Annotated in this window: 13 protein-coding genes; 4 read left to right on the top strand and 9 right to left on the bottom strand. The window is 68.8% G+C overall.

Annotation, left to right across the window (positions count from 1 at the left end; translation table 11 throughout):
- Positions 1 to 249: 249 nt before the first annotated feature.
- The 3 genes from HFGMBDPB_RS13350 to HFGMBDPB_RS13360 are packed head-to-tail and all read left to right on the top strand — an operon-like array spanning position 250 to position 3,591.
- Positions 250 to 1,623 carry an aspartate aminotransferase family protein gene (locus tag HFGMBDPB_RS13350; protein ID WP_016452231.1) on the top strand — a complete coding sequence of 458 codons (1,374 nt, stop codon included), beginning with the start codon at positions 250 to 252 and terminating at the stop codon, positions 1,621 to 1,623.
- A 7-nt stretch (positions 1,624 to 1,630) separates the two neighbouring features.
- A complete protein-coding gene (locus HFGMBDPB_RS13355; RefSeq protein WP_212645563.1) occupies positions 1,631 to 2,704 on the top strand; it encodes a GNAT family N-acetyltransferase in 1,074 nt (357 codons plus the stop codon).
- Complete coding sequence (locus HFGMBDPB_RS13360; RefSeq protein ID WP_047217582.1) at positions 2,686 to 3,591, top strand: arginase family protein; 906 nt, start codon at positions 2,686 to 2,688, stop codon at positions 3,589 to 3,591. The genes HFGMBDPB_RS13355 and HFGMBDPB_RS13360 overlap by 19 nt, the downstream gene beginning before the upstream one ends.
- A 36-nt stretch (positions 3,592 to 3,627) precedes the next feature.
- Here HFGMBDPB_RS13360 and HFGMBDPB_RS13365 read toward each other — a convergent pair whose 3' ends face one another.
- From HFGMBDPB_RS13365 to HFGMBDPB_RS13405, 9 genes are all read right to left on the bottom strand, one after another.
- The gene (locus tag HFGMBDPB_RS13365) at positions 3,628 to 4,857 is read right to left on the bottom strand and encodes a DegT/DnrJ/EryC1/StrS family aminotransferase (protein ID WP_212645564.1); all 1,230 of its coding nucleotides are present in this window, start codon (positions 4,855 to 4,857) and stop codon (positions 3,628 to 3,630) included.
- A complete protein-coding gene (locus HFGMBDPB_RS13370; RefSeq protein WP_016452234.1) occupies positions 4,850 to 5,344 on the bottom strand; it encodes a DMT family transporter in 495 nt (164 codons plus the stop codon). The genes HFGMBDPB_RS13365 and HFGMBDPB_RS13370 overlap by 8 nt, the downstream gene beginning before the upstream one ends.
- A 179-nt stretch (positions 5,345 to 5,523) precedes the next feature.
- Positions 5,524 to 5,892, bottom strand: a complete 369-nt coding sequence (locus tag HFGMBDPB_RS13375; RefSeq protein ID WP_012202070.1) for a DMT family transporter — start codon at positions 5,890 to 5,892, stop codon at positions 5,524 to 5,526.
- A complete protein-coding gene (locus HFGMBDPB_RS13380) occupies positions 5,882 to 6,823 on the bottom strand; it encodes an alpha/beta hydrolase (protein WP_212645565.1) in 942 nt (313 codons plus the stop codon). The genes HFGMBDPB_RS13375 and HFGMBDPB_RS13380 overlap by 11 nt, the downstream gene beginning before the upstream one ends.
- A 174-nt stretch (positions 6,824 to 6,997) precedes the next feature.
- Positions 6,998 to 7,702: an MtnX-like HAD-IB family phosphatase gene (locus HFGMBDPB_RS13385; protein WP_212645566.1), complete on the bottom strand. Its 705-nt coding sequence runs from the start codon at positions 7,700 to 7,702 to the stop codon at positions 6,998 to 7,000.
- Positions 7,695 to 8,639 (bottom strand): HlyD family secretion protein, encoded by a 945-nt coding sequence (locus HFGMBDPB_RS13390; RefSeq protein ID WP_212645567.1) that lies wholly within the window; start codon positions 8,637 to 8,639, stop codon positions 7,695 to 7,697. Before HFGMBDPB_RS13390 ends, HFGMBDPB_RS13385 begins: the two co-directional genes overlap by 8 nt.
- Positions 8,636 to 9,394, bottom strand: a complete 759-nt coding sequence (locus tag HFGMBDPB_RS13395; RefSeq protein WP_016447362.1) for an ABC transporter ATP-binding protein — start codon at positions 9,392 to 9,394, stop codon at positions 8,636 to 8,638. Before HFGMBDPB_RS13395 ends, HFGMBDPB_RS13390 begins: the two co-directional genes overlap by 4 nt.
- Before the next feature lie 15 nt (positions 9,395 to 9,409).
- Complete coding sequence (locus HFGMBDPB_RS13400) at positions 9,410 to 10,564, bottom strand: ABC transporter permease (protein WP_016447361.1); 1,155 nt, start codon at positions 10,562 to 10,564, stop codon at positions 9,410 to 9,412.
- Positions 10,561 to 12,030 carry an efflux transporter outer membrane subunit gene (locus HFGMBDPB_RS13405; RefSeq protein ID WP_046982603.1) on the bottom strand — a complete coding sequence of 490 codons (1,470 nt, stop codon included), beginning with the start codon at positions 12,028 to 12,030 and terminating at the stop codon, positions 10,561 to 10,563. The genes HFGMBDPB_RS13400 and HFGMBDPB_RS13405 overlap by 4 nt, the downstream gene beginning before the upstream one ends.
- Before the next feature lie 348 nt (positions 12,031 to 12,378).
- On the opposite strand from HFGMBDPB_RS13405, the gene HFGMBDPB_RS13410 reads away from it, so the two are divergent.
- Positions 12,379 to 13,383: a fimbrial protein gene (locus HFGMBDPB_RS13410; RefSeq protein WP_212645568.1), complete on the top strand. Its 1,005-nt coding sequence runs from the start codon at positions 12,379 to 12,381 to the stop codon at positions 13,381 to 13,383.
- Positions 13,384 to 13,405: the final 22 nt, after the last annotated feature.

Here is a 13,405-nt window from a genome sequence, read left to right on the forward strand (position 1 = left end):
AGCTGCCGACCTCTTCGCGGAGTGCTCTTGCGAGACCATTGATTCCCCCCGGGTGTGATTTCTTCCTGCTGGCTTTCCGCGATTCTCCCACCAATTGATAATGATTATCATTTGTTTTGTATCATTTACGTCACAGGGACAGATCACGGTCCCGCGCGGACCTCCTCCACAAACCCCACACAAAGACTCGACAGCGCAGCAAGATTGCCCGCTCACACTGCGGCGGCTGAATATCTGGAGCCCTTTGCTGTGACCAATAACGCCCAACTCCTGGCCGACGAAGCCAAGTACTGCTCGTTCGGGGATACCGTCCACTACGTCAATCCCCCCAAGATCTTTTCGGGCTGCGAAGGCAGCTACATGTACGACGAGGCCGGCACGCCCTACCTCGATCTGCAGATGTGGTATTCGGCCGTGAACTTCGGCTACAAGAACAAGCGCCTCGAGCAGAAGATGATCGAGCAGCTGCAGACCCTGCCCCAGGTCGCCAGCCAGTACCTGCACCCCACCAAGATCGAGCTGGCCAAGTTCATCGCCCAGGATGCGGAGCGCAAGTGGGGCCATGCCGGCCGCGTGCACTTCAACGTGGGCGGCGCCCAGGCCATCGAGGACTCGCTCAAGGTCGTGCGCAATGCCAGCGGCGGCAAGAGCCTGATGTTCGCCTTCGAGGGCGGCTACCACGGCCGCACGCTGGGCGCCTCCAGCATCACCTCCAGCTACCGCTACCGCCGCCGCTACGGCCACTTCGGCGACCGCGCGCAGTTCATCCCCTTCCCCTACCCGTTCCGCCGCCCCAAGGGCATGACGTCGGAGGAATACGCGGACTCCATCGTCCGGGAATTCGCGCGCAAGTTCGAGAACGAATACCACGCCATCTGGGACCCCAAGACCAACCAGTGCGAGTACGCAGCCTTCTACGTGGAGCCCATCCAGGGCACGGGCGGCTACGTCGTGCCGCCGCCCAATTTCTTCAAGGGCCTCAAGAAGGTGCTGGACGACCACGGCGTGCTGATGGTGGTCGATGAAATCCAGATGGGTTTCTGGCGCACCGGCACGCTGTGGTCGGTGGAGAACTTCGGCGTCAAGCCCGACGTGCTGGTCTTCGCCAAGGCGCTGACCAACGGCCTCAACGCCCTGTCGGGCCTGTGGGCGCGCGAGGAACTGATCAATCCCACCATCTTCCCGCCGGGATCGACCCACTCCACCTTCGCCTCCAACCCGCTGGGCACGGCCCTGGGCCTGGAAGTCATGAAGATGACCCACGAGATGGACTTCGGCCGCCAGGTGCGCGAATCGGGCGCCTACTTCCTCGAAGGCCTCAAGGAGCTGCAAAAGCGCCACAAGGAAATCGGCGATGTGGACGGCCTGGGCCTGGCGCTGCGCGCCGAGATCTGCACCGAGGACGGCTTCACGCCCAACAAGGCGCTGCTGGACAAGATGGTGGACATCGGCCTCGAAGGCGGCCTGGAATACAAGGGCAGCAAGCGCGGCCTGGTGCTGGACGTGGGCGGCTACTACAAGAACGTGATCACCTTCGCGCCCTCGCTGATGATCTCGCGCCCCGAGATCGACGAGGCCATGGTCCTGCTGGACCAGTTGCTCACGAAAGCCAAGGCGGCCTGAAGGCGCGATGCCCGCAGAGCGCCTGCACAACCAGCTCGAACCCCCAGGCCTGCTCGCGCAGTTCGCGGCCCATCCTCCCGAGGGCTTCGCACTGCTGCAGGACTGGCCGGCGCCGGCCTTCACGGCGCCCTTCGATCTTCTGACCACGGCGGACGACGCGCTCAAGGCGCGTCTTTTGTCGTTGCCCGGTGGCGGCTGGCTGTCGCGCCGGCTGCGCCTGTCCACCGATTTCGTGGGCACCACGGTCAGCGAGTACGCCGTGCTGCCCATGGGCATCCCTGCCGCCCAGCAGGCTGCCGCGCTGCGTGCGCGCGCAGGCCGGCGCATGCTGACCATCGTCAAGGACCTGCCCCAGGATTCCCCGCTGCTGCCGGACGCCGACAACGCCCATGCACGGGCGCTGGCGCAGGCCCTGGCCGATGCGGGCTTCATCCTGGTCGAAGGCCAGGCCCTGGCCCATGTGCCCATCGACTTTTCCAGCCTGGACGAGTACCTTGCGCGCCTGTCCAGGAGCCGCCGCCAGAACCTGCGCCGCAAGCTCAAAAGCCGCGCGCAGCTGCAGGTGCAGCGCATTCCCACGGGCGCGGCCTTTGCCGATGACGCCCGGGTCGATGCCTACTACGCGCTGTTCGATGCGGTGTATGCGCAAAGCGAGATCCACTTCGACAAACTCACGCGCGATTTCTTCGCGGCCGTGCTGCGCGATGCAGGCAACGGCGGCCTCGTCTTCGAGTACCGCGCGCTGCAGGACGACGGCACGCCCGGCGCGCTGCTGGGCTGGAACCTGTGCTTCGAGCACGGCGGCAAGCTGGTCGACAAGTACATCGGCCTGTCCTACCCGGCCGCACGCGAGGCCAACCTCTACTTCGTGAGCTGGATGGTCAACCTCGAATACGCCATCGAACGCGGCCTGAGCCACTACGTGGCCGGCTGGACCGACCCCGAGGTCAAGGCCCAGCTGGGCGCCAGCTTCACCTTCACGCAGCATGCGGTCTTCATCCGCAATCCGCTGCTGCGCGCACTGGGCCGGCGCTTTGCCGGCCACTTCGAAAGCGATCGCCAATGGAGCGAACAGAACTGAATGCCCAGCCGGTCGTGCTGGATGTGGATGGCTCGGTGGGGTCCTTGCCCGGCGAGCTGCGCCTGCCGCTGCAGCACTGGCAGGAGCAGGTGCGCTTCGGCTGCGGCCTGCGGCGCTTCGCGCGGTTCCGCGCGGCGCTCGATGCACAGCTGCCCGCCGCGCATGGCACGGCCCTCATGGGCAGCGGCGACTTCCACCATCTGAGCTGGCCGCTGATCGAGCGCTGCATCGCGGCGCGGGCCCTGTCCTCAGGCCGGCCGCTGCGCGTGGTCGTGCTGGACAACCACCCCGACAACATGCGCTTTCCCTGGGGCGTGCACTGCGGCTCCTGGGTGCGCCGCGTGGCCCTACATCCGGCCGTCTCGCATGTGCACGTGGCCGGCATCACTTCCGCCGACATCGGCCGCGCACACGCCTGGGAGAACTACCTCACGCCGCTGCGCGCGGGCCGCCTGAGCTACTGGAGCGCGGGCGTGGACACGGGCTGGGCGCGCCGCCTGGGCGTGGACTCGGCCTTTCGCAGCTTTGCCAGCGTAGCCGAGCTGTCGCGCACGCTGGCGCGCATGCTGCGCGAGCAGGCCCAGCCCACCTACCTGAGCATCGACAAGGACGTGTTCGCGCCCGAGGTGGTGCGCACCAACTGGGACCAGGGCCGCATGCTGGAGAGCGAAGCCATGGACATCATTGGCGCGCTGTCCGGCCAGATCGTGGGCAGCGACATCACGGGCGATGTGTCTTCCTGGCGCTACGCGACCTGGTGGAAGCGCTGGATGAGCGCGGGTGACGGCCAGGACACGCAGATCGGCGCGCAGACGCTGGCCACCTGGCAACTGGGCCAGCATGCGTTCAACGAGCGCCTGGTGGAGCGTCTGCAGCAGGCCGGCTGAGGCCCCACCGGAGCTGCGGCGACCGGTGCTGCGAGGTCAGGCGGCGGCCTGCTTCATGGCGCTTTCCAGCACCTGGACCAGATCGCCAAAGCGCGCGTCGTCGAACCACAGGCTGTTGCCCACCGCCACCAGGCGCCGTGCCCAGTCGCGCCCCTGGTCCACCACGTCCTGGCGCGCCAGGCCCAGCACATGGTCGTAGCGGCCATAGTCGGGCAGCACATGGACAAAGGGCAGCGACAAACCCCAGCCCCGCCCCCATTGCGCGCGCAGCAGCGCATCGCGCGTGGCGGCATCGCGCAGGCGCAGCAGCAGCACGGGCCAGACGCCTTGCGCACCCGGCACGGTGTCGCCCACCACCTCGATGCCATCGATGGCCGACAGCCAGGCGCCGCGCTCACGCGCCTGGCGCTGCAGTTGCTGCTGGAAGTCCGCCAGCCGCGCCAGTGCGCGCCGGCCCACGCGGCGGCGCCAGGTGCCCAGTTCATGGCGGGCAATGCCGTCGTCGAAATCATCGCCGGCGGCCTGCACCCAGTCGCTGCGCGACAGCGCATCGCGCAGGGGGCGGCCATAGGCCAGGTCCAGCCCGGCGGGGCGGTACAGCGCCGCATAGCCCAGCAGCTCCAGGCTGCGGCGCAACTCCCAGCCCCGGTCCTGGCGCACGCTGGCTGCATGTGTCTCGCGCAGTGCCTCGCGCAGCGCGGGGTCGCGCGCCAGCAGCACGCCGCCCTCGAAGGTGGTCAGGCCCTTGCCCACGGCCAGGCTGTAGAAGCCCACATCGCCCTGCCAGCCCACGGGCTCGCCGCGCAGGCGCGCGCCCAGGGCCTGGGCCGCGTCCTCCACCACCCAGGCACCCACGGCGCGCGCGCAGTCCAGGGCCGTGTCCACGTCGGCCACGCGGCCGCACAGATGCGTGGGCAGCACGGCCAGCGTGCGTTCGCTGCACAGGGCGCGCAGGCGCGCGGGGTCCATGTCCAGCGTGTCGGCATGCAGATCGCACAGGCGCAGCTGCAGGCCGCAGTGCGCCACGGCCAGGGCCACCAGCGGGCAGGTATAGGCGGGGGCGATGACTTCGCTGCGGCCCGGCGCCAGGCGGCGCAGCGTCTGCAGCGCCACCATCAGCGCCGAGGTGCCAGAGCATTCGAGCTGCACGGCGGGCACGCCCAGCCACTGCGCCAGCGCCGTCGCCAGGTCCGCGTCGCCCCAGGGCAGCAGGTCGGCCGCGCGCAGTGGCAGGCCCGCCGTGGGCGGCAGCACGCGTTCAGCCACGGTGCGTGCCGTGCTCGGCCGAGGCCGCCAGATGCGCGGCACCCGCGCTGGCCGAACCCGCGCCCGGGTTGCCGCCCGCATGGCCCGGCGTGTCGTCGTCTGCGCCGGGCCCCTCGGCCTCCTGCGTCTCGCTGACCGCCAGGCAGGCGATGCCGGCCACGATGAACAGGCAGCCGATGATCTGGGGCATGCCTATGCGCTCGTCGAACAGCCAGTACGACAGCGCCAGCACGGAAAGAATCTCCAGGTGCGATGCCGCAAAGGCCGGGCCGATGGGCGCGCGCTTGAGCAAGGTCATCCACGAGAAAAAGGCGCCGATGTAACCCACGAAGGCGCCATAGATCCAGGGCTGGCCGAACACGCGCGCCAGCCAGTCCACCGAGAACTCCAGCGGCAGCGCCGCATTGCCGGCCTGCTTGAAGCTCAGCTGGGCCAGCGTGTCGAAGGCCATGAGCACCAGAAAGCCAATGAAATAGAAACGTTTCATCTCAGTTATTCACGGGGCTGCGCGCCGCCCGCATCGTATGAAACTGGCGAGCCCCAAAGCCAGGGACACCGAGGAAGGGCCGCCCCGCACCGAGGGTGTCGTCCCCCTCCCGCGAAGCGAGAGAGGGCGCCGTGCACACGGGGGAAGGCGCGAAGCGACTCAGGGGGTGCTGTTTCATCTCAATGCAGGCCCACGATGGCGACGCCGATGGACACCAGAACGATGCCTGCCACGCGCATGGGTGCCAGCTTCTCGGCAAACAGCAGCCGGCCCGCGATCATGATGGCCACGATGTTGATGGAGCCCAGCAGCACACCTTCGGACAGCGGCACCAGCGAGAGAAAGGCCAGCCACAGCACGAACTCGGCCACATAGCAGCCCACGCCCAGCCACAGCCAGGGCCTGGAGGCCATGAAGCGCCAGCGTGCCAGGCCGTCGAGGTCACCGGGCTGGCTGGCGGCGGCCTTGAAGGCCAGCTGGCCGCCGCTGTCCACCAGCACGTTCAGCACCCACAGCGTGATGACCAGCGGCGAGAGATCACTGCCCATGCGGCGCAGCCTCCACAGCCCGGCCTTCGCGGGGGGCGGCGCCGCTGGCGATGCGCGCCACGAACTCGGTGGTGCGCGCGATCACGGTGCGGCGGTCGCGGTCGATGGTGACCATGTGGTAGCTGTTGTCCAGCAGCACCAGCTCGACATGGGCCTGGCTGGCGCCGTGCACGATGTCGTGGGCGTTGGCCACCGACGAGATGTCGTCGTTGCGCGCATGGATGACCAGGCAGGGCGAGCGCAGCTGCGGCAGGCGCGCCAGCACGTGGGCCGAGAGGCGGCGCAGCTCGATGATGGACCACCAGGGATTGCCCGGCAGGCCGGCCGCCGCGCTGTCGCCCGAGTGCATCTGCTCGACCACGCGTGCGCGCAGCGCCTCGTCCTTGATGCCGTAGGGCGGCTGCTCCATGAACACGCTGCGGCGGCCAATGCCCAGCGCGCGGAACAGCGGCAGCAAAAAGGCCAGGCGCGTGTAGAAGGGGATGCTCCAGCCGTCGTAGCGGAAGGTGGTGGACAGGGCGCAGACGCCGTCCACCTTGTCGGGGTGGCGCTGGGCCACGGCCAGGGAGAGCACGGCGCCCATGGACAGGCCGCCGACCACCACATGGTCCATGTGCTGCGACAGCCGCTGCAGCCCGGCCTCCACGCTGGCCAGCCAGTCGGTCCAGCGCGTGTCCACGAGATCTTCCATGCTGCCGCAATGGCCGGCCAGCTGGACCGCATAGACGGTGAAGCCCTGCTTGTTCAGCCCCTTGGCCAGCAGGCGCATCTCGGCCGGCGTGCCCGTAAGCCCGTGCACCAGCAGCACGCCGGTGCGCGCGGCCGCGCCCGTGCCCGGCATGACGAATTCATGCTCGGTCACGCAGACGCTGTCCAGCCCCGTGGCAGGCTCGCTGCGCTGAACCAGGGAGAGCCCATCACTCAAATTCATGTCAATTTTCCATGACGCTGCGCGTCGCCCTCTGACCATGAAAATGGCGTGCCCTGAAGCCAGAGACACCAAGGAAGGGCCTTGGCCGGCCGCGCCGCCCCGCACCGAAGGTATCGTCCCCCTTGGGGGGCGCCGTGCAACGGGAAGGCGCGAAGCGACTCAGGGGGTGGTATGTCATGCCAGCGCCTCCAGGCCCAGGACCACCTTGTCGAGCAAGGCCGTGGCCTGCTCGAAATGCTCGAAGGGCGCATGGGCGATGCCCCGGCTTTCGCAGTGGGCGATGAGCTTGTACTTGGCCAGCACGAAGTCGGCGCGGCCCGAGACGCAGAAGTCCGAGGTGCTGTCGCCCACGTAGAGCACGCGGCCGTGCAGGGCCTGCTGCTCGGCCAGGCGCTCGCACTTGCAGTTGCCGCTGGCGCGCGCGCACTGCGCGCTGGCCCAGGGCGAGTCCAGGCGCCAGCTGCGCTCGCCGGTCTGCACCAGGCGGTTGGCGATGACCTGCAGATGGCCCAGGCCATGGCGCTCCAGCACATGGCGTATGGCGTAGTCGATGCCGTCGCTGACCATCTGCACCACCATGCCGTGGGCCTGGGCGGCTGCCACGAAGCCGGCGAAGCCGGGATCGATCTCGATGGTGTCCAGGTGGGCGCGCAGCTCGGCCTCGTCCATGTCCAGCAGCGCGACCTGGCCCTTCATGCATTCGCGCGAGCCGATCTCGCCGCGCTCCCAGGCGTCTTCCAGCTCCTGCCAGCCGGGCTTGCCGAAGCGGTTGAGCAGGGTGTCGGTCACGTCCAGCAGGCTGATCGTGCCGTCGAAATCGCTTTGCACCATCCAGCCGGGCGCGGCGGTGTCCAGATACAGGGGAATGCGCTTATTCATGGAACTGCACCCTTACGTTTTGGCCCACGCGCACGGCGGCGGCGGGAGCTTGCTCAAAGACCAGCACACATTCGATGACACGCACCGGCCCGCGCTGCTGGTCGTCCTGCAGCCGCGCCGTGCCATAGACGGGACTGATGCGCAGCACGCGTGCCGAGGGCAGCTGCTGCTGTGCGGAGCCATCGGCGTCCAGCGTCACCGTGGCCTGCATGCCTTCGCGCACGGCGGCGGCGAAGCTTTCGTTGATTTCGGCGCGCACCTGCAGCGGGCGCTGCGGCAGCAGCACCACGGCCGGCGTGCCGGGCACGGCCTGGCTGCCCGCGTGGGTGGCCAGGCGCACCACGGTGCCGGCCTCGGGCGCGCGCAGTTCCTGGCGCTTGTGCTGGGCGCGCAATTGTTCGAGCTTGCGCTGTGCCACCTGGGCCTCGGCCGCGGCCACGTCGATCTCGGCCTGGGCATCGCGCAGCGCCTGCGCGGCCTCGTCCACGTTCTGCGCATCGGCCGCGCCCTCGCGGGCCGCTGCCTGCCAGCGCGACAGGGTCTGCTTGAGCTGGGGCAGGCGCGCGGCGCGTGCCTTCTGGCGGGCCTTGGCCAGCTGGGCTTCGGACTCGGCCACGGCCAGGTCGGCCTGGCCCGTCTCGTCGGCCAGCCTCAGCAGCAACTGGCCGCGCTGCACGGACTGGCCTTCCTTGACGGACAGCTGCTGCACCACGCCGGCCACGGCGGGCGACAGGTCCAGCAGCCCGCCTTCCACCTCGATCTTGCCGCGCGCCACGGCCACGGCCGCCGGGCCGCTTTGCTGCGCCCTGGAGCTGGCCTGGCCCGCATTGGCGGGCGCATCGTGCGAAGGACCGCAGCCCGCCAGCAGCGCGGCGGCGGCCAGCGCCGCAGCCAGTCCGGCAGTGGAAGCGGCAAGGCCGCTCAGGGGGTGCTTCATTGTTTTTCCTTCAACGGGGAGGTCTGGCGCCAGTCGCTGCGGATGGCGCCGTCCTCCATGCCGAGCACGCGGTCGGCATGGCGCACCAGGCGCGGGTCATGGCTCACGCACAGCACGGTCGTGCCATGGTTGCGCGCCGCGCGGTGCAGGATGTCGATGACGCGCTGGCCGCTTTCGGCATCCAGCGCACTCGTGGGTTCGTCGGCGAACAGCAGCTGCGGCGCCTTGGCCATGGCGCGCGCAATGGCCACGCGCTGCTTTTCGCCGCCCGACAGTTCGGCCGGGCGCATGTGGGCGCGGTGGGACAGGCCGACCTCGTCCAGCGCCTGCTGCGCGCGGCGCAGGGCCTCGTCGCTGCGCAGGCCCATGTAGCCCAGGGGCAGCTGCACCTGCTCGATGGCCGTCAGTGCCGGGAACAGGTTGAAGCCCTGGAAGACGAAGCCCGTGTGGCGCAGGCGAAACTTCTCCAGCGCCCGCGTGCCCAGCTTGCCCAGGTCCTCGCCCAGCGCCATGGCGTAGCCGCTGTCCGGCGCCTGCAGGCCCGACATCAGCGACAGAAGGGTGCTCTTGCCGCAGCCCGAAGGGCCAGAGATCAGGCTCAGTTCGCCCGCGTACAGCGATACCGACAGGCCCTGCAGCACCTGCACGCTGACCATGCCCGACAGGAAGGACTTGCACAGCCGCACGGCTTCCAGGCTGGGCGCCGTGCGGGGCACCGCCGTGGGCGCGGGGGAAGAGGCATTCATCACGTTCATGGTGTCTGGAAGTCTTCAGCGCAGCAGCGTGGCCGGGTCGGCGCGCAGCAGGCTGCGCATGGCGCCCAGGCCCGACAGCAGGGACAGCACGGCCACCAGCACGGCACAGGCCAGCACGGCCGATGCGTTCAGCGCCACGGGCACGCGGTAGGCCGTGGCCACGGCCAGCAGCACGGCGCTGGCCAGCGCGGCCATCACGAAGCCCAGGCCGCCGATCCAGCAGGCCTGCTCCACCACCACGCGGCCCAGGGCCGCGCGGCTCACGCCCAGCGCGTTGAGCACGGCGTACTCGCGCGACGAGGCAGCCACCACAGCCTTGAGTGACTGGCTGGTGACCACCGAGCCCACCAGGCAGACGATGACGGCCATGAACAGCACGCCCGCGCCGGCGCCCGTGTCGAACATCCAGTAGCGCTGCGAGCGCCGCGCGAATTCCTTGGCTGTCCATGCCTCGTAGGGGCCGAAGCTGGGCGTGGACTGGTTCAGGCGCTGCTGGACGGCCTTGGCCGAGGCGCCGGGGCGCACGCGCGCCACGAAGTAGGTGCTGCCCTGGCCCGGGTCACCGGCAATCTCGCGCGCCGTGGCCAGCGAGGCCAGCACGTTCACGCCGCCCAGGCCGCGCAGCCCGTCCACGGCGGCCACCACCTGCACGCGGTGGTTGTTGACCCAGGCCACGCCGCCCTCGCTGGCACCCAGCGTCTGCAGGTCGGCCCGGTCCACGATCACGGCGCCGGGTTCGCGCAGGCGCTGCCGCTGCCAGGGCTGGAGCACGCGGGAAAACAGCATGGAGGCATCATCGGTGGCAATGCCGGACAGGTAGACCGACACGCCGCCGCCGTGTTCGCTGGCCGCGCCGCCGGCCGGCGTGCTGGAGCGCCAGTCGCCATCGACCCAGACGTAGGGCTCGACGGCAGTGATGTCCGGGTCCATGCGCAGGCGCATGTCCACGTCGCGGCCGATGGTGCGGCCGAAATTCACGCTCTGCGTGCCCGGGTAGCCGATCCACAGATCGGCCGAGGACGCCGTCACATACAGCGCGGCCGATCCGAAGATGCCCAGCACCAGCGCGGCCTGCATGGCCAGCAGCACGCCGGAGAAACCTACGGCGAAGACGGAGGGAATGAACCGGCGCCACTCGTGCACCAGCGTCTTGCGCGCCAGCGCGATCATGAGGATGCCCCCTGAGCCACGGGCGCAGGGCCGTTGCCGGAATCGTCCTCCGGCCTGTCCTCGGCAGGCAGCGGCGCGCCGCCCAGGGCCTTGTACAGCGCCACATAGGCCAGGGCATGGGCGGCCAGGGCGGTGGTCTGCTCGCTGCGCGCCTGCAATGCGGCGCGCCGGGACGCCAGACCACCGAACTCGCTGTCCAGGCCCAGCTTCTGGCGCTGGTGCTGCACGCGTTCGCGCTCGGCCAGCACCTGCTGCGAGTCCTGCAGCGCGGCAATGCGCTGGCGCTGGGCACCGATGGCGGCCAGTGCGGACTCGACCTCGGCCACGCCGTCCAGCACGCTCTGGCGGTAGCCCTGGATGGCAGCCTGCAGCGCCAGCTCGCTGGCATCGGCCTGCGAGCGGCGGCGGCCCCAGTCGAACAGGGGAATGTCGATCTGCGGCCCGAAGGTGGGCGCGTTGTCCTGCGTCGTGCGCAGGTTCTGGGTGATGTTGAACGAATACAGCAGCGAGCCGCCGATCACGAAGCGCGGGTACAGCGCCGCTTGCGCAATGCCCTGCTCGGCTGCGGCGCGTTCCACGCCGGCCTGCGCCACCTGGATGTCGGGGCGCGTGCGCAGCAGGTCGGCCGGAAGGACCGCCACGCCCAGCGCCTGCGGGCCAGGCAGCGGCGCTGTCGCATCGGCCTGCAGCCATTGCGCATCGGGCCGTGTGCGGCCCAGCAGTGCGGCCAGCATGTGGGCGCTGCGGGCCTGGGTTTCACGCAGGCCCGCACGCAGGGCAGCGCTCTGGCCGGCCTGCAGCTGCAGCTGGCGCACGGCCTCGGCCGTGCCCAGGCGCTGCTGCTGGCGCACCTGGGCCAGTTGCAGGGCACGCGCATCCAGCTGCGCCTGCTCGTCGATCAGGGCCAGCTGGCGCTGGGCCATGCGGATGTCCAGGTAGCGGTGCACCACGTCGGCCACCAGGGCCACGCGCGCTGCCTGCAGGCGGCCCCGTGCATCGAGCACGGCAGCTGCGGCATTGCGCTCGCCGGCCTCGCGGGCGCCGAACAGGCCCAGGTCCCAGCTCACGTCGATGCTGGCGTGGAAATACGAGTCGATGGCTGCGATGTCCTGCAGCGTGCGCGCACCGGCCGTGAACACGGGCCGGAAGGCAGCGCCGGCCGTGCCCGCCAGCAGCCGCTGCTGGCGCAGGCGCGACTGGGCCTGGGACAGATCGAGGTTGGCGGCCAGCGCCTCCTCGACCAGGGTGTTGAGGGATTCATCGCCCCAGGCCTTCCACCAGCCCTGCAGGTCGGGTGCGGCGGCCGAGCCAGGTGCGCCCGGCGCGGCGGCGGGCAGGGGCTGTGTCCACTGCGCAGGCACCGAGCCGTCGAGCTGTGCCGGGGGCGGCGATGAGCAGCCGGCCAGCGCCAGGGCGGCGCCCAGGCACAGGCTGGAGAGGCGTTGCGTCGCGGCGGCGTGGTTCACGGGATGGACAGGCGGGAGGGGATGATCGAGGGGGAGGACCGGGAAAACGAGGCCAGGGAACCATGTCCCCGGATAGCCATTGGACGCGGCCAAGCTTGCGCGAGGTTGCAGGCTTTATGGAGGAAACATGGAGAACGCGGCGCCGTGCGCAAGCCTCTCTTGCCCATCCCGGGCGGGAGTCAGTCGCGGACCGCGCCAGATTACCGCGGACTCGGATGATTCCGAGTTTATTTTCAGAACACTCCGATTCCAATGCCGCATACAGGTCGGTATATTGACCGGATATCGCGCCCGGTGCCGCCTGTCCCAAGGACATTGATCCATATCTTCCTGGCTGGAGTCCACAGCATGCCTTTCACAGCCATCTTGCGCCATGCATTGGCCATGCCGCTCCTCTTGATTTTCTTCATGGCCCCTATTTCATCCTGGGCCCGTTGTTCCTCCCAGGGCTGGAATGCCCAGTTTCCGGGTTCGGCCAACACCCCCACCATCGTCAACGAAAATTATCCGATTGGCAGCGTAGTCTATTCCAGGACAATGGCTTTGCAAAATACCGGGGCCGGCAGCTACCACATTTCTTGCGACAATGATTTTTATTACATAGAAGGCATTGGAACGGAAAGCGGTGGAATATATTCCACCTCCATTCCCAACCTGGGCATGAGAATCACGTGGGAAAGAGCCGCGCCTTATTCAGGGTCCATGCTGAAACAGGGCATATTCCATTCACTGCCAAGCAACAACATGACCCTCGAGCTCGTGAAAACCGGGGAACTCACATCTGGCGGTTTCCTGAATGGCAGCTTCGCACGAATCTACTCTGGGACCAGCAATGCCCGTGACTTGCTGGCCACGGTATTCTTTTCGAGTGGCATCACCGTCAACGTCAGCAGCCGCCCCAGGCCGCCGACCTGCCGGGTGTCCACGGGCAAGATCGACGTGACCATGGCCCCCGCCCCGTTCGCCGATTTCAAGGGAATCGGGACCGTCACGGCAGCCAAGGACTTCAGCATCGAGTTGACCTGCGCGGGAGGCGAAGCCAATACACGCCTGACCGCCTTCATCACGCTGACGGACGCCACCCAGGCGACCAACCGATCGAGCACGCTGACGCTGGCCCAAAACTCCAAGGCCCGGGGTGTCGGCATACAGGTACTGAGAAACAACGTGCCCGTGAGCTTCGGCCCCGACTCCGGCAGCCTGGGCAATGCCAACCAATGGAATGCGGGCCAGGTCGCACAGGGGCAGAACAGCCTGAAGATTCCGCTGAGCGCGCGCCTGGTGCAGACAGCCGGCAGCGTGACACCTGGCGTGGCCTATGGCAGGGCGACCTTCACGATGAGCTACCAATAGCCGCTGATGGGCCTGCAGGAAA

This window comes from Delftia sp. PE138, assembly GCF_018320755.1.
GTDB lineage: Bacteria > Pseudomonadota > Gammaproteobacteria > Burkholderiales > Burkholderiaceae_C > Comamonas > Comamonas tsuruhatensis.

Excerpts from the sequence above, each read along its gene's own strand:
- HFGMBDPB_RS13355 (WP_212645563.1), top strand. The coding sequence starts at position 1,631 with ATGCCCGCAGAGCGCCTGCACAACCAGCTCGAACCCCCAGGCCTGCTC.
- HFGMBDPB_RS13410 (WP_212645568.1), top strand. The coding sequence starts at position 12,379 with ATGCCTTTCACAGCCATCTTGCGCCATGCATTGGCCATGCCGCTCCTC.
- HFGMBDPB_RS13375 (WP_012202070.1), bottom strand. The coding sequence starts at position 5,892 with ATGGGCAGTGATCTCTCGCCGCTGGTCATCACGCTGTGGGTGCTGAAC.
- HFGMBDPB_RS13380 (WP_212645565.1), bottom strand. The coding sequence starts at position 6,823 with ATGAATTTGAGTGATGGGCTCTCCCTGGTTCAGCGCAGCGAGCCTGCC.
- HFGMBDPB_RS13370 (WP_016452234.1), bottom strand. The coding sequence starts at position 5,344 with ATGAAACGTTTCTATTTCATTGGCTTTCTGGTGCTCATGGCCTTCGAC.
- HFGMBDPB_RS13390 (WP_212645567.1), bottom strand. The coding sequence starts at position 8,639 with ATGAAGCACCCCCTGAGCGGCCTTGCCGCTTCCACTGCCGGACTGGCT.
- HFGMBDPB_RS13400 (WP_016447361.1), bottom strand. The coding sequence starts at position 10,564 with ATGATCGCGCTGGCGCGCAAGACGCTGGTGCACGAGTGGCGCCGGTTC.
- HFGMBDPB_RS13395 (WP_016447362.1), bottom strand. The coding sequence starts at position 9,394 with ATGAACGTGATGAATGCCTCTTCCCCCGCGCCCACGGCGGTGCCCCGC.
- HFGMBDPB_RS13385 (WP_212645566.1), bottom strand. The coding sequence starts at position 7,702 with ATGAATAAGCGCATTCCCCTGTATCTGGACACCGCCGCGCCCGGCTGG.
- HFGMBDPB_RS13360 (WP_047217582.1), top strand. The coding sequence starts at position 2,686 with ATGGAGCGAACAGAACTGAATGCCCAGCCGGTCGTGCTGGATGTGGAT.